Raw genomic sequence first — 22,391 nt, 5'->3', positions numbered from 1 at the left:
CCTATAAACACTGTATTTGTTCTATTTTGAACCGAGTTTTGAAATTGAACTGCTCATTTATTTATTTTAAACAAATTTAGAAGATTGTAAATTTCGTTTTTATGATCCTAATCAATATTTTTGATGTTTTTATTCTATGCCTGGAATAAGATTTACACGTATTTCCGAACAAGATTTAAGCCTCAGTTCTGTGGTATGTATATGGTACCCGCTTTTGAAAGAAGTGATTAAAATTGAACTTTCTTTACGTTATTGAAATTTGGGGCTTTTCTGTTTATTACATAATGAAGGACATCGATGGTTAAACATTCGTTTAAAATTTTAATTAATCTCTCACATTATGATTGCTGAAGATGTACTCTTTTCATTTGGAGCAGAAACTAAAGAATATAAATCAGGAGATATTATTTTCCGGGAAGGCGAATTTTCTCTGTTTTATTACCAGATTGAAAAAGGACAAATCAAACTCAACAATTATACAGAAGCCGGAAAGGAATTTATTCAGAATATATTTTCCGCAAGCCACAGCTTCGGCGAGTCGCTGCTGTTTGTAGACCGCCCGTATCCCATGAATGCCATTGCTATAAAGGATTCTCATATTATAAGACTTCCCAAATCCAATTTTTTGAATTTAATCAAGGAAAATCAGGACGTCTCCCTGAATGTTTATCAATGCATGGCCGAAAGAATGTACTACAAATACATCATGCTGTATAACCTCTCTTTCCAGAATCCCATGCTGAAACTGAAACAGCTCATGGATTATCTTAAAAGCTATCACGAAGACAAAAGTCCCTACTCTTTTGAAATCCCGCTTACACGACAGCAGCTGGCTTCCCTTACCGGAGTCCGCGTAGAGACCGTTATCAGAACTATAAAAACAATGGAAAAAGAGAAGATTTTGAAGATTGAGAAAAGGAAGATTTTGTACTAGTTTGGGAGAAGGAAAATGGGTGATGGAGGTTCCCTGAAGTCTTCAGGAAAAGTATAAGCCCTTAGATTGATATTTTTCACTTTGAAAAAAGAAAAATGGAAGCTATATACAGACTTCCATTGTTTCTTTAATCCTTATTCCTTATTCTCAGGTCTTCACTCTATTCATTTTCCACAAAATTTAAATTCCGGATAAATTCATTGCAGGCTTTAAAATCGAAATAGCGGTTTTTCAGAAGCTTGATTTGATATTGCAACGGCAGGTATATTCCCCATTTTGAAAAGTTCAGAATATCGGGAGAATGCTCTATCAATTCCGTCAACGCTTCATCGAGATTGACGTTATTTAAATTCAAATCTTTAAGCATATGGATGAATTCAGCTTTCTTAGAGTAATCAAGTTCAAATTCACTTTCACTGTCGTGTAATTGATTACTGATCCCCATTCTGTTCAGTACGAAATGTAAGGTTTTGTTGACCTTAGATCCAGCAAACGAGTAGAACGTAAGTTTGTCATTACCGGAGAACAACGGTCTGTCTGTCAGATAAGACTTGATCCCATACACAGAAAAATCTTTACGCATCTGTCTGATGATTTCCTCACCTGCCTCATCCAGAAAATCATACTTCTCATCAACAATAAGAATTTCCAGCATTTTTTCTCTGATCTTGGCTGCTGTATCCGCGGCATCCCCAAAAAAGAGAGGCTTTTTTCCGTCTTTGGCAGGAATTACTTCTATTTTTTTGGATTGATAATCAATGTCTTTTATTTTCCAGATTCTGGCCGAAAGATATACATTTTGGTCTATGATGGTTTGTGCTGAAAGCGGCAGCTCGCCTATTTTTACTCCCTGGCTGATCACTCTAAAAAACGACGGAGTATGAAAAAGGGTATAAAAATCTTTCGTATTCACCACTTTTTCACTTTCGATTCCAATGATATACTCCTTTCCAAGTTTTTCCAGAAAATCAATTTCGGTAAGATGATGAATGATGTCTGTGATTTCTTCGGCTTTAATATTCTTAAAAGTAACATTACCTTTAAAATCTTCCAAAAGCTGAGCAAGTGTCATCCCCGAAGATCCTTTCACCATCGACATAAGCTGATGAACCAAAACATCATAAGGCTGATCATTAATAAAAACGGGTTCGATATACTGATCTTTAAAAAGCAACCAACACGCCATCGACTGAAGAAGACTCCACCGATCCGTAGCATAAAGAAACAGGTTGCTGGATTTCCCTTCCCTCCGTCCGCTTCTTCCAACTCTCTGAATCAGGGAAGCAATGCTGTGGGTGGCATCGATTTGGGCAACTTCATCCACATTTCCGATATCAATCCCCAGTTCCAGTGTAGATGTACAGGATATACAGAAATTCTCATGTACACTTTTTTTAGCAAAAAATTCAACGTATTCGCGCACTTCTTTGTCTACGGCGGAATGATGGGAAAAATAGTTGGGATGTCCGCCCACTTTTTCTGAGATCCTCCTGAGCTTTACCGCGACTTCTTCCACCCGTCCTCTTGCATTGGGAAAGACCAAAACCTTACTGTCCCTAGTTCTCACATACAGATCCTTCATAAGATCCAACGGAAGTTCACTGGTTGTTCCTTCAAAGTATTTAAAAACGGCATTAATAGGCTTAGGTGTAGTATCTCTGATGACTTTCGTATGTTCAGGATCCCCAAGAAAATCTTTAAGCTCTGCGTATTTATTTTCATCACTTACTGTTGCCGAAAGTGCTACAATATTGAATTTCTTTTTATTGACTTTCTGAAGACGCTGCAACAGAGACTGCAGATGAATCCCTCTATCAGAGCCCAAAAAGGAATGAATTTCATCTATGACCACATATTCAAGTGTAGAAAAAAGATGATGGATATTGTGGGGCTTATTGACAAACATGGCTTCCAGAGATTCTGGAGTGATGAGAACGATTCCTTCCGGAGCTTTGATCAGTCGGTCTTTGGCTCCTTTTGAAGCTTCTCCGTGCCATTTCGTTACAGGAACATCTAGATACGCACAGAGTTTCTCTACCCGCATGAATTGGTCGTTGATCAGGGCAATTAAAGGTGAGATATACAGAACTTTTACGCCTTGCTCCTTAAAATTGACTTTTGAAAGGATCGGCAGAAAAGCAGCCTCAGTTTTACCTGAAGCCGTTCTGGAAATTAAAACATAATTATTATCATTGGGAATAATCTTTTGAATGGCAGCCTCCTGAATAGGCCTCAGACTTTCCCATCTCTGATCACGGATGTATTTTCTGATCGGCTCAGAAAGCATGTCGAATGCGGTCATATTTCCTCAATGCTGTCTAACATTACCAGATCATTCGGTCTCTCATCCGAGATCTCAATTTCCCCGAAAAGCTGCTTTTTATCTACTGCCGGATTCTGTCTGATAATGTTCAGAATATTCAGAAAGTCTCTGATGACTTCCCTGGGAGTCAGAAATTCTGAAGCTCCCGGTTTATTGAACATTTCTTCCATGAAGGCAAAAATTTCATCATCAGTGATATTCAGTTCCGTTTTATAGTTAAAATCAAAAATCAGCTTAAGTTTTTTCAGCAAAACAAAGATTTCATTATGATCTAATGGCGTTAATTTAATCACTGGCTGGGCAAAATCCCTGATCTCAAGTGTTTCAAATTTATTGGTTTCCAGTCTGGATTTTAAAGCCTGATAGCTGAACAGTCCTCTCCTTTCGTTTTCCAGAAATTCTTTTGTTCCTGCAAAATTGATAAAGAGATTGGAAATTTTCCCCTGAAAACAGTCGTTATAAATGGATAAAATTTTCTCGTAATTCTTTTCCCGAGCCGCTGCCGTAGATATTTTGTAAAGGTTGATGGCTTCATCCAGATTAATCATAAACCCGCTGTAGCCCATGCTTACAAAGAATTTGCAGAAGTTCTTAAGCATATCATAAAAATTGGAATCGTTGATGATCTCTCTGACACCCAGATCCTGCCTTGCTTCCGTTTTGGTTTTATATTCACCTTTGAGCCATTTCAGGGCATTTCTGCGAAGCAATTCATCTCCTTTGATATAGCCTTCGTAGTATTTAACGATTACAGAACCGAAATCGAAACCACCAACTTCCGTTATTTCATTGACCGTTTTCATAATAGAATTCTGGATCAAACCCAGATATTGATCATTCCTGATTTCCGACAGTGAAATATGATTGTCTTCCGCTGTTTTCGTAATCACCTGCTCGATCCATTTTTCCAGTAAAGTCTGTAATGCTCCGCCTTCCGGCTTAGTTTGGATGGCAATATTGTCCATAATGGCTGAATAAAGGATCACACTTTTTCCGTCGTTGGAATACAGTCGGTTGTCCGGGGTAAAATCTGCATTGGAAACAACGAATTTCTGTTTCAGGGCAACGGTGTTCAGTAAATGAAGCATAAAAGATTTTCCGCTTCCAAAATCACCGATCCAGAATTTCGCCATGCTGTGGCCATTTTTCACGTCATCCAGAGCGCTTATAAATGCATTAATTTCTTCCGATCTTCCAACGGTTATATGCTGTACCCCTATTTTTGGGACTACTCCGCTCACCAGCGAATTGATAATGGAAGTCGCTTCTTTGGGTTTAATATTGTCAATCATTCTTTAAAAGTTTTTTATAATAATCAGTATTAATCGTAAAATATTCATCCTCTTCTTCAATGAGGACGTCGTCGAGGATTTCAAAACAGAGATCATTAATTGAATCGATGGTAGATCCCATGAAAAGATTTTTAGACTGTAAATAAGCAGCCATTTCACTTTGAGGAATATTAAAACTCTGCTTTTCAAATAAGTCTAAAATCTCCTTCTGAATTTCTGATAAATTCAGTTCCTCAATATATTTCTGAGTATTTGTTTCGGCATTATGATGAGTGATATTCATCGTCAGCTCATCCTCTTCTTCAGTTTCTATTGGTTTTTCAGTTATATTTTCTTGTTCATAATCATCTCTGAGATATTCTTCGAGCAAAGCGACCGTTCCCGAATGCTGTCTCTGAACATTTTCAACAGCATCTCTGTCGATCACTATTTTTTTTCTCTTCGGAAGGTACAGCTGAGAGGCTTTTTCTATCGCTGCTTCAAGATTTCTTGTTGTAATGAATTCGTTTAATATATTTTCAAAATCCGTAAGCTGCTCATTAGTAGAGAACAGGCTCTTCTGAATGTTTTTTGTAAGCTGCTTTCTGTCAAACTGAGAAGAGTTGAGATCTTTTTCAAAATAATGGAGATAAAGCTTTAAAGCACTGATCCGGTCATGCTTTGATATAAATTTTGAAGCTTCAAAAAATATAGTGTCCTGAGAAGGATTTCTAATGTTTACATCCGCCAGCCTGAATATTTCCCTTTCAAAGGCAGGAGCATTGGAAAAATCTTCTTTAATGGTTTCAAATTTTGTCTTCCACCGGCCGGTATTGTTTTCATTCAGAACAATATTGGTTCTGTGATCTGCATCCAGGATCTGATGTTGGTTTTCTGCGAGAAAAACCTCAAGTTTTGAAACGATCTTTCTGCCGTACTGATGCTGAATATCCGGATGGGTATAGTTAAAGTCCGTATTGATCTTCCTTTTAATTCCATACACTTCCCTTACATTATTTTCGCATAATTTTAATATATGGTTGAAAATTTCAGTCTGTACAGCATCATAGGTATAGCGGTAGTTGAGGCTCTCTTTTCTGTAGTTATACTGCAGGCAGACAATAATTTCGGAGAGTTCTTCAATAACCGTTGCATAGGATTTATTGACCGGAACACAATGGATTTGGAGATAATCTATAGCTCTTAAAAACTGTTTTAAAATCTGTATTCTGCAGTATTCAATTTCATTGAAAACATTGTCTGCAAACCACAATCTGTCCAGCATGGCAGCCTGTTCATCATTTAAACTGAGTTTTCTGATGTACTTCTTTCCTATTTTCCAACCTTCAGGATCATACTGTGGTTTTGGAGTATTTTCAACGGCAGGTTCCTGCACATGTAAAGCCGTTCCAAAATCTATTGGAATATCCGCACTTCCGGAGACATCAATGATAGAATCATCATCATGTTCATTCTGCATATTTATATTCGTATTTAAGGTGATATTTTCTGACACATTTTCTCTTCAGATGGCATCAAAAACATCAAACTCATGAACCAGAACAATAGTATGTCCTGATTTTCTAAGATCCAACGCTTTTTCTACCTTCCTTCCATAACAGGAATAACTCCAGCATGCATTATGGGTATCGCCAATAATCAGATAATCTGTTTTTTTAGAAATGGTATTGACCGCAATTCCACCTTTGTCCTGAATCGTTGTCTGCAGTTCACTGCGGTTTCCCCGGCTCAATATTCCCGTAATACAGAATGTTTTGTTCTCAAATATAATTTCAGGATCTACGGCACAGATTCCTGAAATATTTACATCCACAGTATCCCTTTCTATTTTAGCAGCCGTATCAGAGTTTTTCAGCTCGACAAACTGTTTGACAAAAGCCTTAAGTATGGTTCTTTCTTCTTCATCAATGATTTTATCCGAAACAATAGACAATACAAGACTTCTGATCTCATCATAAGGATAATAAGAGCTTAAATGTTCGTTTTCGGAAAGCCATTCGTGAAGTTTGAAGATTTCATGATCATTTAAAATTCCGTCTGCAAGAATACCATGAAAAATCCCCTGTAAAAGCTGAAGATCAGATGTAATTCCATTATAATAAATACTGCCGTGTTCGTATTTCTGACACAGCCAGTACAGATCTTCAACAGCTTCTTTGGCAGGTATTCCATTAGCCGCTGTGTTTTCAATCAAAAGCATAAATTCCCTGAATGGGTTTCTATTGACCAGATCATAATGCTCTTTGGCCCATAATCTGAGTTCTTTCATTTCTATGGCATCTATTACATCATCTGAAATTATTCCCAGAAGAAGGCCTTTTAGTGAATTAATCGCTTTATCTGCTCTGGATTTAGTCGTCAGAATCTTTAAGTCCGGATTTTCAAAATTGGTCATCTTAAATACATTGAGTTTATTGGTTGATTAGTTTGTGTTGACGGTAAAAATCAACGTTCTAATATAGCAATATTATATATTCAAAAATATTCAGAATTAAAAAAAAGACCTTACGGTTTTCCGTAAAGTAAGAGGTTAGAAGTTAGAGAATTGAGATTATGTAAAACAACTTATCATTGATCGTTTATTTTTAACTACCCCGTCTTTTTGCTTCGCAAAAATCCACCCCTTCATGGAATGGGAACTTGGGTTGAGACAAATTGGTTATCATTATCAATTGCTCCTTGCACGAAATATATTAATAGTAGTAATCATGAGCTTGAACCCGAAACAAACTCATTACTTATAATTCCTAACTTATTACTTACAAAACTCTCCATCAAGCTGTCTCTGAAATTCCTCCAGATATTTCGCAAGATGAATACCGTCTGCCAGTCCGTGATGGGCTTCCACAGAAACCGGAAGGTACTTTTTACCGTCGCGGATACTGAATTTCCCGAATGTAATTTTTGGGACAGATTCGGAATTATTGAAGCTGGTAGGATGCAGCAGCGCGCTGAAAGAATTCCAGGGAATGGTTGAATGTCTGATAAGATCTTTTCCAAGTTCGCCGTTATTCATTCTGATCCCAGATGTCCGCTGTACATCTTCTATTTCTTCCTGCATCACTCCATTAAATACGTTAAAGTCTTTTGAAAAAGGGATAAATGCAAAACCAAAAGTACCGTCTGCCCTACCGATCGTAGTTCCAGCGTGAATGGCATCATACAAAACCACCCGATTATCTACGATTCTGAGTTTTAATTCATCTACAGCATTGACAGCTACCATTGACCGGTGAAGATAGGTTGCGAAAAAAGAATGTCCGTTTTCCTTCGCATAGGCATACGCTTTTGTACAGTCCACTTGAGTAGTAAAGCCAAAGTATGGGCTTGCCATTTTGGAGAAAAATTCAAAATGTTCTTTTCGGTTCCAGTTTTCGATGTCTATGATCTTCATTGATTTTATTTGCTGCAAATTTCCGTAAGTTTTCCCGGTTTTAAAAGTTTATCAGGAAAAAAATTATAGAAATTAAACATCAGAGATATAATGAAAACTTAATATTTATGCTTGGTTTTGGTCAGTTTTTTGATGCAAAGAGAATAAGTTTACAATATTAGATCTTATTCTTTACTGTAAATTTCACTAACATTCTTTTGGCTTACTTACTAAAGAAGCCTTACTTAACAATAATTGAACACATACAATATGGAGACAGAAAAAATTGGATTCATCGGATTAGGAAATATGGGCCATCCTATGGCTAAAAACCTTGAAAAAGCTGGGTTTCCGCTCTCGGTTTACAACAGATCACCTGAAAAAGCTGAGGATTTTAAAGAAAAATCAACCGTTTATACTCAAATTCCGGAGCTGGTTCAGAACAACAGCATTATATTCACCATGCTTACCGATGATCGTGCCGCAAAAGCGGTTTATGAAGAAGTTTTAAAATCAGATATCAGCGGAAAACTCTTTATCGATATGAGTACTATTTCTCCGCAAGCAACCGGTGAAATTTCCGGAGCAGTTAAAATAAAAGAAGGATTTTTCATTGATGCTCCGGTAGCAGGAAGCACCACGCCGGCTGCAGAAGGTACGCTGATCATTATGGCAGGTGGTGAAGAAAAAGACCTTCAGAGAGCGATGCCTTATCTGGAAAAACTTGGAAAAGCGGTCAAACATCTGGGCGAAAATGGAAAAGGAATTGCCGGAAAACTTTCGATCAACTATTTTCTTTCCGCTATTTATCAGGGCTTGGCAGAAACCGTTTTGTTTGCTGATAAACTGGGAATTGAACGGACTTCGATGTTAGAAATCATCAATGAAAGTGCAAGCGGAAGTGGTGCCACGAAAGTAAAAACGCCTCTATTGATCAATAGCCAGTATGCTCCTGCTTTTGCCTTGGATCTGATGCTTAAAGATATTCTGTTGGCTCAAAATGCTGGTGCTGACTTTCCATTATCAAAGGTTTTAGGTGAAACGTATCAGGCAGCCCACGATGAAGGTTTTGGTAAAGATGATGTGATCGGCATTATCAATTATCTGAAAAAATAAGCGAAGGAAAAGTTTTGGGTTTTAGAAATAGCATTTAACGATAAACAAGATGGATACACAAAATTTTAAAGGAACCCACTGGTCTGCAAGAAAAACAGGCGCTATTTATATCGTCAGCATCAAAAACCAATCAAGTATCGTTGAGGCTTTGACTGATTTTGTTAAAAGTCAGAATATACAGGCTGGCGAAATCACGGGTATTGGAGCTGTCAGCGAAGCCACCCTTCGATTTTTTAAACCTTCCGATAAAAAGTATGTCGATAAAACTTTTCATGAGCAGATGGAAGTGACCAATATTTCCGGAAATGTTTCTGAAATCGATGGAAAACCGGCGCTTCATATGCATATTACTTTGGGAAGAGAAGATTATACCGCTTTGGCAGGGCATCTTCTGGACGCAAAAATTCGCGGTGCCGGAGAATTTATTTTCTATCCGTTAGATACAAGAGTTGTAAAAGTGAAGAATGAAGAAGTAGGAATCAATTTTTATGATTTTGAAAAATGAAACAGCAGACTGCTTTGAAAGTAGTATTTTTGAATAAATATTTTCCTGATGTTTGACATCCTTCTTTCCCATATCCAAAACAAAGTTGAGCTTTCTGAAGAACAGAGCCATAAGATCCCATCTTTCTTTACGTCCAAAAAATTACGTAAAAAGCAATATCTGTTACAGGAAGGTGATATTTGCAAATGTCTTTCATTTGTAAGTAAAGGCTTGCTCAAATCTTATGTTTTAGATGAAAAAGGAAACAAACGGATCAATATGTTTGCCTTCGAAGGATGGTGGATTTCTGATTTTAACAGTTTTATTCATCAGGAAAAAGCAATTCTGAATATTGATGCTGTAGAAGAAACGGAAGTATTGATGATTACCCTGGAGGATTATGAAAGAATGATGCTGGAAATCCCTGTAATGGATCGCTATTTCAGGATTTTGTATCAAAACAGTCTTGTTACAAAAGATTACAGGCTGATGGTTTCCAACAGCTTTACAGCAGAAGAAAAATACATGCAGTTTGCACAAAAGAACCCGGAAATCATCAAAAGGGTTCCCCATAATCTTATCGCTTCTTATCTTGGCCTTGCTCCCGAAACCGTAAGCAGAATACGAAAAAAATGGTCCCTGAATACTTGATCTGGATCAATACTAATGCATGATGCAGGTCAAGTGTTTCAGCCCTCTCCTGTTCCTAATTTTGTAAAAGAAATTTTACAGAAATGGACAATACAAAAAACATAGCACTGGTAGTGGGTGCAACAGGGATTACAGGCAGCAATCTTGCCGAAGAATTGATTTCACAGGGATGGATCGTTTACGGACTTTCCAGAAATACAAATAACAATATCCCGAAACTTCTTCCGGTAAAGGCTGATTTACTGGATATCGACAGTTTAAATTCAGCATTGGATGGAATCTCACCTACTCATGTGTATTTCACAACATGGATGCGAAATGATACGGAAGAAGAAAACATCCGCGTGAACAGTGCGTTGGTGAGGAATCTACTGGATGTTTTGGCTCAAAAACAATCGGTAAAGCATGTGGCTTTGGTGACAGGTCTGAAACATTATTTAGGACCTTTTGAAGCATATGCCAAAGAAGGAAAACTTCCTGAAACTCCCGTCAGAGAAGAACATCCGCGACTTCCACTTCCTAATTTTTACTATGCCCAGGAAGATGAAGTGTATAAAGCTTCGGAAAGAGACGGATTTACCTGGAGTATTCACAGGCCTCATACGGTAATTGGTTATGCAGTGGGCAATCTGATGAATATGGGAACTACTCTGGCGGCTTATGCCAGTATCTGCAAGGAAAAAGGACAGAAAATGATCTGGCCTGGATCTCCAGAGCAATGGAATGGTATTTCTGACGTAACGGATGCCCGAATTTTAGCCAAACAACTCGTCTGGGCTTCTACTACAGAATCTGCAAGAAATCAGGCTTTCAATATTGTAAACGGAGATGTTTTCCGATGGAAATGGCTTTGGAAAAGGCTTGCAGACTGGTTTGGGATTGAAGCCGAAGATTTTGACGGAACGGTAAGGCCTCTGGAAAATGTATTGAATCATGAAGGCGAAACTTGGAAAGAAATAGCAGAGAAATACGGATTAAAAGAGAATAACCTTGACAGACTGGCTTCTGCATGGCACACGGATCTGGATCTTGGAAGACCTCTGGAAGTGATGTGTGATATGGCTAAAAGCAGAAAGCTCGGTTTTACAGCGTATCAGAATACGGAAGATTCTTTTACGGAACTGTTTGAAAAACTGAAAGCGGAAAGATTGATTCCTTAACTAAGACGGGAAGATGGAAGAGTGAATATACGCGATCCTTGTCAAGGTTTTAAACCTTGACAAGGATAATTATCCAAATATACTGTCCTACAGTTCTGACCGCGGTGTCAATAACTTCCATCTTCCAAACCTCATAAACAAAGGAGCAGTTTATCGCTGCTCCTTTTTTATTATAGATGTGTTTTTTTATTGTTAAATCTCACTGGTAGTCATTCCGAACTTCTGTTTGAACGAATAGTAGAAATGAGAAAGATTTTCAAATCCCAGCTCAAGATAAATATCTGACGGTTTCTTATCTCTGTGCCGGATCAGATAATACGCTTCTTCCAGCCTTTTTTCTTTAAGCCACTGTTTGGGGGTTGTGTTGAATGCTTTGTTAAAATCACGCTTAAATCCCGACAAACTGCGGCCTGTAAGCCTGGCAAAAGTTTCCACCGATACATTGAACATAAAATTTTTATTCATGTATTCTTTCAGATCAATCTTATGTGGTTCAGAAAAGTCAAAAAGGAGGTTTTTAAAATCAGGATTACTTTGCAGAATGAGTTCTATCGCTTCTTTGATCTTTAAAATAACCAATCTGGAAGTTGCTGTTTTAGTCTTGTCAACATAGGGCAGCAACGAAACAAAATATCCTCTGAAAAACTCATCCGGTTCAAAAAACAGCTTTTCGGTATCGGGAAATCTTTCCGCAGCAGCCATTTTATTTTCAGCAGCGTATTGCCGAAGCGTTTCCTGATCCAGCGTTATGGAAAGAAACTCATACTTTTCATTTTTTGAAGGATGTTTTACCGTACGGATCAATTGATTTTTCCGTACGATAACGACTGTATTTTCTTTTATGATGGTTTTTCCTTTGTCATGAAAAGCATGCGTTTCACCGGACAGCTGGAAACCCAGAAAATGATCCGGAATAAATTCCTCATGTCCCCTGTACGTTTCAAAGGCACATGAATACACCAGTTTGTCGAATATGATCTCAGAAGTTCTTTCCATGATACAAATATCTGAAATTTAACCCATAACAGAAGCACCAGCCTCTGCAATCTCTTTGTCCTGCTCGGGAGTTCCCCCGGAAGATGCTATGGCTCCAATGATTTTTCCCTCAACATCTTTGATCACTACTCCACCGGCAATCGTTAAAAGTCCGCCATTGGAATTCAGCATACCATATCCGTGCATATCTGCTCCGGCAATGATACTTCCCATGACATCGCTGTCAACCCCGAACATCACTGCGGTTTTTGCTTTTTTAAGAGCAAAATCAATAACCCCGTAAACGCTGTCCAGCCGTGCCAATGTCATCAAATGTCCGCCATTATCTACCACCACAATACTTACCGGAATATTGATGGATCCAGCCTTTTCTATAGCCGCGTGAAGTGCTTTTGCAGCCTGTTTATAAGTGATGCTCATGATTTAACTTTTTGCCGTCCATGCATCTGCCTGAAGCTGTTTTACAAAATCTTCCGTTTCTTTAGGATGCACATTTCTGAAATTGGAATTTTCATCCAGTGCAACGTTCACAATCACATCAGCCATAGACTGAGGATCCAGCTGATGCGCCAGAGATTCAGCAACGCCATCGAAAGAAGACTCCGGTGTGAAATTCACTTTCGGATCATACCAACGGAAAATCGAATCTACTCCTCTGTCATTGAATCCTGTTCCGAAAACTCCCGGATTACACGTTGCGATCTTGATGTTAAACGGAGCCAGTTCGGTTTTTAAACCTTCTGCAATAGATTCCATAGCGTGTTTCGAAGCACAGTATGCCGCCACGTAAGGTACTGTCCATAAACCTCCCATAGAAGTGGTGAACACAATTTTACCCGGTTTTTTCTGCTCAATGAATTTCTTAACGAAACCCTGTGCAAGTTCCAATCCACCGAAGACATTCACATCAAACATAGAGCGGATAAATTCCAATGGCTGCTCTGCAATAGGGCCACCTTCCATAATACCGGCATTACTGATTAAAATATCAATATCATATTTTTGGTGGATATAAGCGATATCCCTTGAATTGGTCACGTCCAGTTTATCAACGGTTAGTTCAATTCCCAATTCACCCGCCTCACGGATTAAATCACTTACCTGTGGATAAACCTGTGCGGTTGCGATTACTTTGTGTCCTTTTTTAGCAAGATCAAATGCGGCTATCTTCCCGAAACCGCTTGCTGCACCTGTAATTAAAATAGTTTTGCTCATTTTGTATTTCTTATTGTTACAGATACAAATGTCAGGGATTTTGAAGGGAAGATTGTTGGTGTGTGGTTCAATTTTTTGTTGGTGGGAGGCTCAAAATGACACAAGCTCATAAAAATATCTGTATAGAAAACAGACTTTGTCGAATATAAAGAGACGATCATGGAGTAAACCATGATGATAAGGGAAAAATATTTATTGATTTCTGTTATTCAGAAGTACTTTTTTTTAATTCCCGCTTTTGTTTATAAAAATTTTTATCGGCAATGTAGATGGTCTTCTTTATTTCACAGTAAAGGGTGTCCTTATTTTTATCTGTAAGCTGGGTTGTTTTAACAATGACAATTTCCTTTTCGGTTTTTATCCGTTCCGCTATTTCATTAAGCTCTTCTTCTGTATAAACAAACTCAGCATAGAGGTCAATATGAGCAGGACGTTTAAAATAGATTTCTGCAGATTTATCCCAAATAACATATTTGTGATCCGTAAGATAGATCAGCTGAACCATGGGTATTGGATCTACTGAAGAAAACATACTGCCACCAAAAATAGTTCCCATATAATTTTTGTTTCTATAACTGATAGGGAGCTTAATACAAATCTGTGACAAATCCTTGGATACAAATTCTATCCTGGCAGTACTTCTGCGGTACATAGGTGATAAGTTGAATGCCCATTTGAAAAGTTTTGGCAGACCAACGATTTTTGCTCCGTATTTGCTTATATTTTGGTAAAAAGTCATTGTTAAAGTTTTAGATTGTTAATAATTTCATCCATTAAAAGCTGAATTTCATCTTTGCTATATAACCTCCCTATTTGTGCTAACCCAACTAAGAGAGATAAAAGTTCCATTGCCTTTAACTGACAATTCTTGATCATGTGGAATTCTTTTTTATCAATACCGGATTCTAAGATTGCCGTGGTATGAGACAGAATGATTTCATTAAATTCCTTCAGCTTTTCTGTGATGGTTTCATCCAATGAATTATAATCTGAGGCTAAAGTCCCGGTCAGACAGATTTGCTGTTTATCAATTAATGATAGATAGTAATTAAAAAGACCTTGTAATTTTTCTGTTGCTGAAAGTCCATTTTGAGAATGTTTCAGATTAAGGATACGTTGCTGATGTACTTCGATAATGGCCAGACAAAGATCAACTTTAGAAGGAAAGTGATAATGTATAGATGATGTTTTTATGTTGATACTTTTCGAAATATCAGCATAGCTAAAGGCATTATACCCCTTTTCAACCAGAAACTTATTTCCGATTTCAATGATTTTATCTTTCGTGCTCATAAATCTATCTATTAGTAGGTAGATAAAAATACAAAATAAAATTGATTTTAAAAATTAAATTTAAAAGCATCTACAATTTTTAAAGAAAAACAAGGATTGGTTAGGTTTTTGAAGATTAAATATAAACCAATCACACCATTGAAATTAATCACATTCACAAAAAAAGGCATTTACTGTCCACAGGGGAAATTCTATATCGATCCGTGGAGACCCGTTGACCTCGCCGTCATCACACACGGACATGCCGATCATGCCCGCTGGGGAATGAAAAAATACCTTTGCCACCATTATACAAAACCAATTCTGTATCAAAGGATTGGGATAGATATTGAATGCCAGAGTGTAGGATATGGGGAAACGGTGATTCTGAACGGTGTGAAAGTTTCACTGCATCCTGCCGGACATATCATCGGGTCAGCTCAGATCAGACTGGAATACAAAGGATATGTTACCGTTATTTCAGGAGATTATAAAGTACAGGAGGATGGTCTGAGTACTCCGTTTGAACTGGTAAAATGCAATGAATTTGTGACGGAAAGTACTTTCGGACTGCCTATTTACAACTGGCTGGAAGTTCCTGATCTCAATAAAAAACTTCAGACCTGGGTACTTAAAAACCAGGAAAATTCAAAAACTTCAGTATTTATAGGATATTCGTTGGGAAAAGCTCAGCGAATCATGAAAGCTGTGGAAGGTTTAGGAAAAATCTATGTTCATAATTCCATTGGAAGATTGAATGAAGCTTTTGAATCCGTAGGCATCAACCTTCCGGAATACAAAATCGCTGATTTTAAGGAGAACCCAAAAGAAGTCCAGCACGAAATCGTTATTGTTCCTCCGGCTTTACTGGATAGCAATATCATTAAAAAAATACCGGATGCTGCAACAGCGATCTGTTCAGGATGGATGCAGGTACGCGGAGCCAGAAGATGGCGCAGTGCCGATGCAGGATTTGCCATGAGCGATCACGCGGACTGGAAAGGACTTTTGCAGGCCGTAAAAGCTACAGAAGCCGAGATTGTACACGTCACCCACGGACAGACCGAAATCTTCTCAAAATATTTAAATGAAATTGGTATTAAATCCGATGTTGTAGAAACCCTGTTTGGTGAAGACGAAGAAGAATCTGAAAAAGAAATTATTGAAAATCCCGAGCCATGAAACATTTTGCAGATTTAATCAATGCTTTGGAAACGACCAATAAGACCAATGCCAAAATAGATGCTATTATCGATTATCTGGAACGTGCTCCCGATGAAGATAAAGTATGGTTTATTGCGTTGTTTACGGGTAAAAGACCTAAAAGGAATGTCAATACCAATTATATGAAAGAATGGGCCCTGGAGATCACAAAACTGCCTTTTTGGTTATTTCAGGAAAGCTATTCTTCGGTGGGAGATCTGGGCGAAACCATTTCTCTGATTCTTCCTCCGCCTTCGGAAAAAATTGACCGTCCCCTTTCTCAATGGATGTTGGATATTGTCAGTTTAAAGGACAAATCCGAAACAGAAAAGAAAGATTTTGTACTGCAGTCATGGAATGGGTTGGATTATACAGAACGTCTCATATTTAATAAATTATTAGGCGGAAGTTTCAGAATCGGGGTTTCGGATAAAACGCTGATTAATGCTCTTACTAAATTTTCATCTCAGGAATCCAGTACTTTAATGCACAGTCTGATGGGGAAATGGATTCCCGGAGAAGTTTCATTTCAGGAACTGATTTCGGCTGAGAATATCAATCCGGATAATTCAAAACCCTATCCTTTCTGCCTGGCTTATCCGCTGGAAAAAGAACTGGAAGAACTTGGAAATCCTGAAGACTGGCAGATCGAATATAAGTGGGACGGAATCCGCGGACAGATCATCAAAAGGAATGATGAAGTCTTTATTTGGTCAAGAGGCGAAGAACTCGTAACCGATCAGTTTCCGGAAATCAGGGATACCGTACAGGCCATGAAAGGCAACTTTGTTTTAGATGGAGAGATACTTGCGGTAAAGGATTCTAATGTTTTAAATTTTAACGAATTACAGAAAAGATTAAACAGGAAAACTTTAACTAAAAAAATGCTTGCAGACATTCCGATTGAAGTCTTCGTTTATGATCTTCTGGAACTGGAAGGAACCGATCTTCGCGAAAAATCCATCGCAGCCAGACGGGCCATGCTGGAAGAATTACTGCTGAATGAAACTCCTCAAAATATTAAACTTTCCGAAGTTATTAAGTTTGAAAACTGGGAAGACCTGAATGCAATACGGGAAGGCTCAAGAGATATCAACAGTGAAGGGCTTATGCTGAAACAGAAAAATTCCCCTTATCATTCCGGCAGAAAAAAAGGTGACTGGTGGAAGTGGAAAGTAAGTCCGCTCACGATAGATGCGGTCCTGATTTATGCCCAAAAAGGAAGCGGCCGACGAAGCGCTTACTACACAGATTACACATTTGCTGTAAAAAACGGAGATACTCTGGTGACGATTGCGAAAGCCTATTCGGGACTGACGGATAAAGAAATTATGGAAGTGAGCCGGTTTGTCAATAAAAATGCCATTGAAAAATTCGGTCCGGTGCGTACGGTGAAAGCTGAACTGGTCTTTGAAATTGCGTTTGAAGGCATAGGTTTCAGCAGCAGGCATAAAAGTGGTGTGGCCCTGAGATTTCCGAGGATTGTAAGATGGCGGAAAGACAAAACTGTAAACGAAATAGACGAACTTGAAGAAATAAAAAAACTGATCCAATAATTTGAAAGCATTTGAAAATAGCGACGGATTCAAAGTCATTCAGCAATGGATGGCTGATAAAGGCATTTCCCCTTTCAAATTTCAGATCGACACCTGGCAGAAATTCGGCATCGGATACAGCGGAATGGTGGTGGCGCCTACCGGATTCGGAAAGACATTTTCTGTTTTTCTGGCGCTGGTTTCAGACTTTATGAATCATCCTGAAAAGTACAAAAAAGGATTGAAAATGATCTGGATCACTCCCCTGCGTTCCCTGTCCAAAGATATTGCAAAAGCGATGCAGGAAGCCATGGATGAGATCGGCCTCGACTGGACCGTTGGGGTCAGAAACGGAGATACAGACCAGAAAGTAAGACAGCAGCAGGTCAGGAATATGCCAGAAATCCTCGTTGTCACTCCTGAAAGTCTCCATCTGCTTTTAGGCCAGAAAAATCATGAGAGATTCTTTCAGGAATTGAAATGTGTCGCCGTTGATGAATGGCATGAATTGTTAGGTTCAAAACGCGGTGTTATGGTCGAACTGGCCATTTCTCAGCTAAGAAAATATGTTCCAAAAGTAAAAATATGGGGAATTACAGCTACGATAGGAAATCTGGATGAAGCAATGGATGTTTTAATTCCCTACGACATCAAAAGGACAAAGATTACCGCTAAAGAACATAAGAAAATAGACATCCTGCCGGTTATTCCCGATGAGCTGGACATTCTGCCGTGGGCTGGACATTTGGGCGCCAAATTAGCTGGTAAAATCGTTCCCATCATTTTGGATTCAAAATCTACGATCGTTTTTACCAATACCCGGAGTCAAAGTGAAATGTGGTATCAGCTTTTGCTCGATGCCTATCCTGATTTTGCAGGCCAGATTGCGATTCACCACAGTTCCATTGATGCCCATCTCCGGATCTGGATCGAAGAAAATTTAAGTGCAGGAAAATTGAAAGCTGTCGTTTCCACTTCTTCTTTAGATCTAGGAATTGATTTTAAACCTGTCGATACGGTGATCCAAATCGGTTCTGCTAAAGGAGTTGCCAGATTTCTGCAACGTGCCGGGCGAAGTGGCCACTCCCCTTTTGAAACCTCCAAAATCTACTGTGTTCCCACCCATTCTCTCGAACTGATCGAAGTGGCTGCTTTGAAAGAAGCCGTAAAACAGAAAGTAATCGAGCCGCGCGAACCTCAGGTTTTGTGTTTTGATGTACTGGTTCAGTTTCTGATGACTTTGGCGGTCGGTGACGGATTTTATCCCGAAGAAACCTTTGAAAGAATCAAAAAAGTATTTGCTTTCCAGGAAATGACCGATGAAGAATGGAAAAGTATCCTGGATTTTCTCACAATCGGTGGAAGTGTTTTAAAAAGCTATGAAGAATTCCATAAGATCGTCATCATGGAAGACGGTTTATATAAAGTTACTTCACGGAAAATCGCTATGCTCCACCGCATGAATATGGGCGTTATCGTAAGTGATGCCATGCTCAAAGTGAAATTTATTTCCGGCGGTTATATCGGAATGGTAGAAGAATATTTTATCTCAAAATTAAAAAAAGAAGAAAAATTTATTCTAGCCGGCCGAACGCTTGAAGTTGCGATGATCAAAGATATGACTGTCTACGTACGCGCTGCAAAGGGAAGAGCAATTGCTCCGAGTTATCTGGGCGGAAGACTTCCTTTGAGCTCCAATTTAGGACATTTTTTAAGAGAAAAACTCTCCCACGCCTTAAACCCGAAGGCTTCAGAAAAGGAACTGAAATTTTTACATCCGTTATTGGCCAGTCAGGAAAAAAATTCACATATTCCCAAAGAGGATGAATTTCTTGTAGAGTTAATCAAAAACCGCGAAGGGTATCATCTTTTCATGTATCCTTTCGAAGGGCGTTTGGTTCATGAAGTGATGGCAGCATTGATTGCGTACCGTATTTCAAAACTGGCCCCGATTTCTTTTTCAATGGCCATGAATGACTATGGTTTTGAACTCTTCAGCGACAAGGAAATTCCTCTGAACGAAGATAATTTAGCTCAAATTCTAACCCGCGAAAACCTGATGAATGATGTCATCGCAAGTATCAATTCCGCAGAAATGGCAAGAAGAAAATTCCGCGACATTGCTGTGATTTCAGGAATGGTGATTCAGAATTACGCAGGAAAACAGCGTTCGAATAAGTCATTGCAAAGTTCAGCGGGTCTTATTTTTAAAGTTTTGGAAGATTACGACCCGAATCATTTCCTTGTCAGACAAGCCTATACCGAAGTTTTCAATATGCAGCTTCAGGAACCGCGACTGGTAAAAGCTTTTAAAAGAATTGAAAAATCAAAAATCATTTTAAAATATTCCCATACCTTTACTCCACTGAGCTTCCCTATCAAAGTAGACAGCCTCAGACAGACACTTTCGAGTGAAAGTCTGGACGCGAGAATTAAACGGATGGTGGAACAGGCGAGGAAAAGAGGGTTTTAGAGTTTTAGAGTTCAAAGTTATAAATGATGAGTGATGAGTTTGTTGCGGGATTCGGGTTCTATGTCACAATATAAAACTTCTGTTTATCATCTTCCAGGCTTATTAATACACTTTACATCAATACATTTTACAGAAAAAATTGAATATCGCAGTTAAAAATATCACCATCAATAATGAAGTTTTTACTTTGACCAATCAGCGTGCTGCGTTTTGGAAAAAAGAGAAAGCATTGATTTTGTCAGATCTTCACATTGGAAAAACCGCTCATTTCCGGAAAAATGGAATTGCCCTAGCCAATCATATTATGAAAAGTGATTTGGAGAGACTTTCTTTTCTGATTGAATATTTTCAGCCGGAAAAATTCATTGTCGTTGGGGATCTGCTTCATGCCGGAGATAACTCGGATGTGGATGAATTCTGCAGTTGGAGAAACCAGTATCCGGATCTTCAGTTTTATCTGATTAAAGGAAATCATGACCGTTTATCGGCTGCCTTGGAAAAGAAATTATGTTTGAATTTTAAATCTGAAATTCTAACGATTGATGGCTTTACTTTTATTCATGACTTTGACAAAACATTGCCGGAATTTCAGATTACCGGACACATTCACCCGGGCGTTGTCCTGAATTCTTCCGTAAAGAACATCAGACTTCCGTGCTTTGTTCAGACTGATAAACAATTACTGCTTCCGGCATTCAGTGAATTCACAGGACTGGATACCAAAAACATCCCTAAAGGAGGGAAATTCTTTGTATTTACAGATTCTGAGATTCATGAAATATGAGGTTCTGAATATCCATTCAATAGCGATAAGCTTTAGCCCATCTGAACAAGGAAAATATTCCAAGGGCTTTAGCCAAACCCTGAAAATATAGAATTCATTTCATTTTGATCTCTTCGCTGATCTGGCGAATAGAGCAGATTTTTTGTTTCTGATTAAGGCTGAATACATAAAATAAAAGACTGCCCAATAACGGACAGCCCTTGAAAATATAAAAACAGGAAAAATTATTTTTGATTTTTACTTAAACGGATGCTGTAAAGTGTGATCAGCACAGTCGCTACTAAAAATAAAGCTCCGATCCATGGTGTACTGGCCAGCCCCAATGAAGATGTTACAATAAGACCTCCGGTATAAGACCCGATCGCAATTCCTATGTTGAATGCTGCAATATTGATCCCCGAAGCTACATCTTCAGTTCCCGGAAGTTCTTTTTCCGCGATCTGCACCACCAAAAGCTGAAGTCCTGGTACGGATGCAAACGACAAACCTCCTAAAAGAAACAGGGTAATAATACTTAAGATCTGATTTCCTGCTGTAAAATAAAATGCCAGCAATACCACTCCCTGTGCAGCAAACATCCAGAGAAGCGCCTGTAAAGGATTTTTATTCGCAATTTTTCCGCCTAAAAGGTTTCCTAAAGCAATCGCAATTCCGTAAATCAGAAGGATAAAAGTCACCGTAGATTCCTGAAATCCTGTGATCTCCTGTAAGATCGGAGATAAGTAGGTAAATACCACAAATGTTCCGCCATATCCCATAGCAGTCATTAAAAAGGCAAAGATCATACGTCTGTTTCCAAATACTTTGGGAAGACTTTTTAAAGAGGCTGTCTGATCGCTTTTAAGATTTTTCGGAACCAACAGCATGCTCGCTATTAAACCTATAATTCCAAGAATAGAAACTCCTATGAAAGTGGCTCTCCATCCGAAATGCTGTCCTATAAATGTTCCCAGTGGAACTCCGGTGACAATTGCAAGGGTAAGACCGGCAAACATAATTGAAATTGCTGTTGCCCTCTTCTCTTCAGGAACCAGTGATGCCGCAATGGTTGAGCCGATGGAGAAATAAACCCCGTGAGCAAATCCGGTCAGAATCCTGGCCATAACCAATGTGATGAATCCCGGAGCAATAGAAGCCAGTCCGTTCCCAATCACGAATAAAAGCATGATGGAAACCAGTAGTGCTTTTCTAGGAATTTTTCCCGTTAATGCAGTCAGTATCGGAGCACCGATTGCTACTCCGATGGCATAGAGACTTACCAGAAGCCCTGCTGACGGAATACTGATTCCCAGATCTCCTGCCACAGTAGGAAGAAGTCCCACAATCACAAATTCTGTAGTTCCAATTCCAAATGCACTGATGGTTAATGCCCACAAGGCTGCCGGAAGACCTTTACTTTTGACAGTAGGTTCCGTTTTGATCTGTATTTCTTTTTGATAATTCATTGCGTTATAATTTTGTTGAGTTTTGACAGGACAAATTTCCGGCGAATTATCGTATTATAAAAATAAGTTAAATTCTAGCAAACTATCAGAATAATGATAGTTTGTTTTTTTGAACAAAAATTCCGTTCCTTTGCA

20 protein-coding genes are annotated in these 22,391 nt (G+C 38.6%); 9 read left to right on the top strand and 11 right to left on the bottom strand.

What is annotated here, in order from left to right:
• Positions 1–340: 340 nt before the first annotated feature.
• Positions 341–934 (top strand): Crp/Fnr family transcriptional regulator, encoded by a 594-nt coding sequence (locus BUA72_RS15265; RefSeq protein ID WP_047455649.1) that lies wholly within the window; start codon positions 341–343, stop codon positions 932–934.
• Positions 935–1,094: 160 nt separating this feature from the next.
• Here the strand turns inward: BUA72_RS15265 and BUA72_RS15260 are convergent, their stop codons facing one another.
• The 5 genes from BUA72_RS15260 to BUA72_RS15240 form a co-directional block, all read right to left on the bottom strand.
• Positions 1,095–3,236, bottom strand: coding sequence for a DEAD/DEAH box helicase (locus BUA72_RS15260; RefSeq protein ID WP_072923703.1), 2,142 nt, complete (start codon positions 3,234–3,236; stop codon positions 1,095–1,097).
• Positions 3,233–4,549 (bottom strand): ATP-binding protein, encoded by a 1,317-nt coding sequence (locus BUA72_RS15255; RefSeq protein ID WP_072923701.1) that lies wholly within the window; start codon positions 4,547–4,549, stop codon positions 3,233–3,235. The genes BUA72_RS15260 and BUA72_RS15255 overlap by 4 nt, the downstream gene beginning before the upstream one ends.
• Positions 4,542–6,008 (bottom strand): tellurite resistance TerB C-terminal domain-containing protein, encoded by a 1,467-nt coding sequence (locus BUA72_RS15250; RefSeq protein ID WP_139259623.1) that lies wholly within the window; start codon positions 6,006–6,008, stop codon positions 4,542–4,544. Before BUA72_RS15250 ends, BUA72_RS15255 begins: the two co-directional genes overlap by 8 nt.
• A gap of 45 nt (positions 6,009–6,053) precedes the next feature.
• The gene (locus BUA72_RS15245; protein WP_072923698.1) at positions 6,054–6,944 is read right to left on the bottom strand and encodes a BRCT domain-containing protein; all 891 of its coding nucleotides are present in this window, start codon (positions 6,942–6,944) and stop codon (positions 6,054–6,056) included.
• Between the two features lie 360 nt (positions 6,945–7,304).
• Positions 7,305–7,943: a chloramphenicol acetyltransferase gene (locus BUA72_RS15240; protein WP_072923697.1), complete on the bottom strand. Its 639-nt coding sequence runs from the start codon at positions 7,941–7,943 to the stop codon at positions 7,305–7,307.
• Positions 7,944–8,192: 249 nt separating this feature from the next.
• Between BUA72_RS15240 and BUA72_RS15235 the strand changes: the two genes are divergently transcribed.
• The 4 genes from BUA72_RS15235 (at position 8,193) to BUA72_RS15220 (ending at position 11,333) form a co-directional block, all read left to right on the top strand.
• Complete coding sequence (locus BUA72_RS15235; RefSeq protein ID WP_072923695.1) at positions 8,193–9,038, top strand: NAD(P)-dependent oxidoreductase; 846 nt, start codon at positions 8,193–8,195, stop codon at positions 9,036–9,038.
• A 49-nt stretch (positions 9,039–9,087) separates the two neighbouring features.
• Positions 9,088–9,543 carry a PPC domain-containing DNA-binding protein gene (locus tag BUA72_RS15230; RefSeq protein WP_072923693.1) on the top strand — a complete coding sequence of 152 codons (456 nt, stop codon included), beginning with the start codon at positions 9,088–9,090 and terminating at the stop codon, positions 9,541–9,543.
• Between the two features lie 48 nt (positions 9,544–9,591).
• Positions 9,592–10,173: a Crp/Fnr family transcriptional regulator gene (locus tag BUA72_RS15225; protein WP_072923692.1), complete on the top strand. Its 582-nt coding sequence runs from the start codon at positions 9,592–9,594 to the stop codon at positions 10,171–10,173.
• 83 nt (positions 10,174–10,256) lie between these two features.
• Complete coding sequence (locus tag BUA72_RS15220; protein WP_072923690.1) at positions 10,257–11,333, top strand: SDR family oxidoreductase; 1,077 nt, start codon at positions 10,257–10,259, stop codon at positions 11,331–11,333.
• Between the two features lie 192 nt (positions 11,334–11,525).
• Here BUA72_RS15220 and BUA72_RS15215 read toward each other — a convergent pair whose 3' ends face one another.
• The 5 genes from BUA72_RS15215 to BUA72_RS15195 form a co-directional block, all read right to left on the bottom strand.
• Complete coding sequence (locus BUA72_RS15215) at positions 11,526–12,329, bottom strand: helix-turn-helix domain-containing protein (protein WP_047455667.1); 804 nt, start codon at positions 12,327–12,329, stop codon at positions 11,526–11,528.
• 18 nt (positions 12,330–12,347) lie between these two features.
• Entirely contained in the window at positions 12,348–12,749 is a 402-nt protein-coding gene (locus BUA72_RS15210) for a GlcG/HbpS family heme-binding protein (protein ID WP_072923689.1), read from the bottom strand.
• A gap of 3 nt (positions 12,750–12,752) precedes the next feature.
• On the bottom strand, positions 12,753–13,544 hold the full coding sequence (locus BUA72_RS15205) for an SDR family oxidoreductase (RefSeq protein WP_034730308.1): 792 nt from the start codon (positions 13,542–13,544) through the stop codon (positions 12,753–12,755).
• A gap of 205 nt (positions 13,545–13,749) precedes the next feature.
• The gene (locus tag BUA72_RS15200; RefSeq protein ID WP_072923687.1) at positions 13,750–14,283 is read right to left on the bottom strand and encodes a DUF4442 domain-containing protein; all 534 of its coding nucleotides are present in this window, start codon (positions 14,281–14,283) and stop codon (positions 13,750–13,752) included.
• A 2-nt stretch (positions 14,284–14,285) separates the two neighbouring features.
• Positions 14,286–14,837, bottom strand: a complete 552-nt coding sequence (locus tag BUA72_RS15195; protein ID WP_072923686.1) for a TetR/AcrR family transcriptional regulator — start codon at positions 14,835–14,837, stop codon at positions 14,286–14,288.
• A gap of 138 nt (positions 14,838–14,975) precedes the next feature.
• Between BUA72_RS15195 and BUA72_RS15190 the strand changes: the two genes are divergently transcribed.
• From BUA72_RS15190 to pdeM, 4 genes are all read left to right on the top strand, one after another.
• Positions 14,976–15,998 carry a ligase-associated DNA damage response exonuclease gene (locus tag BUA72_RS15190; RefSeq protein WP_072923684.1) on the top strand — a complete coding sequence of 341 codons (1,023 nt, stop codon included), beginning with the start codon at positions 14,976–14,978 and terminating at the stop codon, positions 15,996–15,998.
• Entirely contained in the window at positions 15,995–17,575 is a 1,581-nt protein-coding gene (locus BUA72_RS15185) for an ATP-dependent DNA ligase (RefSeq protein WP_072923683.1), read from the top strand. The genes BUA72_RS15190 and BUA72_RS15185 overlap by 4 nt, the downstream gene beginning before the upstream one ends.
• Position 17,576: 1 nt before the next feature.
• Complete coding sequence (locus tag BUA72_RS15180) at positions 17,577–20,027, top strand: ligase-associated DNA damage response DEXH box helicase (protein ID WP_047455677.1); 2,451 nt, start codon at positions 17,577–17,579, stop codon at positions 20,025–20,027.
• 139 nt (positions 20,028–20,166) lie between these two features.
• Positions 20,167–20,811 (top strand): ligase-associated DNA damage response endonuclease PdeM, encoded by a 645-nt coding sequence (gene pdeM, locus BUA72_RS15175; protein WP_072923681.1) that lies wholly within the window; start codon positions 20,167–20,169, stop codon positions 20,809–20,811.
• Between the two features lie 224 nt (positions 20,812–21,035).
• On the opposite strand, the gene BUA72_RS15170 is transcribed toward pdeM, so the two are convergent.
• The gene (locus BUA72_RS15170) at positions 21,036–22,256 is read right to left on the bottom strand and encodes an MFS transporter (RefSeq protein ID WP_072923680.1); all 1,221 of its coding nucleotides are present in this window, start codon (positions 22,254–22,256) and stop codon (positions 21,036–21,038) included.
• Positions 22,257–22,391: the final 135 nt, after the last annotated feature.

The sequence above is a fragment of the Chryseobacterium sp. OV279 genome (assembly GCF_900128945.1).
Lineage (GTDB): Bacteria > Bacteroidota > Bacteroidia > Flavobacteriales > Weeksellaceae > Chryseobacterium.
Note: the sequence above shows the minus strand (reverse complement) of the source record. Positions and strands in the feature narration are given on the sequence as shown.

Coding starts and splice junctions, on each gene's coding strand:
- BUA72_RS15235 (WP_072923695.1), top strand. CDS start 8,193: ATGGAGACAGAAAAAATTGGATTCATCGGATTAGGAAATATGGGCCAT.
- BUA72_RS15185 (WP_072923683.1), top strand. CDS start 15,995: ATGAAACATTTTGCAGATTTAATCAATGCTTTGGAAACGACCAATAAG.
- BUA72_RS15250 (WP_139259623.1), bottom strand. CDS start 6,008: ATGCAGAATGAACATGATGATGATTCTATCATTGATGTCTCCGGAAGT.
- BUA72_RS15240 (WP_072923697.1), bottom strand. CDS start 7,943: ATGAAGATCATAGACATCGAAAACTGGAACCGAAAAGAACATTTTGAA.
- BUA72_RS15170 (WP_072923680.1), bottom strand. CDS start 22,256: ATGAATTATCAAAAAGAAATACAGATCAAAACGGAACCTACTGTCAAA.
- BUA72_RS15220 (WP_072923690.1), top strand. CDS start 10,257: ATGGACAATACAAAAAACATAGCACTGGTAGTGGGTGCAACAGGGATT.
- BUA72_RS15265 (WP_047455649.1), top strand. CDS start 341: ATGATTGCTGAAGATGTACTCTTTTCATTTGGAGCAGAAACTAAAGAA.
- BUA72_RS15215 (WP_047455667.1), bottom strand. CDS start 12,329: ATGGAAAGAACTTCTGAGATCATATTCGACAAACTGGTGTATTCATGT.
- BUA72_RS15225 (WP_072923692.1), top strand. CDS start 9,592: ATGTTTGACATCCTTCTTTCCCATATCCAAAACAAAGTTGAGCTTTCT.
- BUA72_RS15230 (WP_072923693.1), top strand. CDS start 9,088: ATGGATACACAAAATTTTAAAGGAACCCACTGGTCTGCAAGAAAAACA.
- BUA72_RS15255 (WP_072923701.1), bottom strand. CDS start 4,549: ATGATTGACAATATTAAACCCAAAGAAGCGACTTCCATTATCAATTCG.
- BUA72_RS15245 (WP_072923698.1), bottom strand. CDS start 6,944: ATGACCAATTTTGAAAATCCGGACTTAAAGATTCTGACGACTAAATCC.
- BUA72_RS15205 (WP_034730308.1), bottom strand. CDS start 13,544: ATGAGCAAAACTATTTTAATTACAGGTGCAGCAAGCGGTTTCGGGAAG.
- BUA72_RS15260 (WP_072923703.1), bottom strand. CDS start 3,236: ATGACCGCATTCGACATGCTTTCTGAGCCGATCAGAAAATACATCCGT.
- BUA72_RS15200 (WP_072923687.1), bottom strand. CDS start 14,283: ATGACTTTTTACCAAAATATAAGCAAATACGGAGCAAAAATCGTTGGT.
- BUA72_RS15195 (WP_072923686.1), bottom strand. CDS start 14,837: ATGAGCACGAAAGATAAAATCATTGAAATCGGAAATAAGTTTCTGGTT.
- BUA72_RS15210 (WP_072923689.1), bottom strand. CDS start 12,749: ATGAGCATCACTTATAAACAGGCTGCAAAAGCACTTCACGCGGCTATA.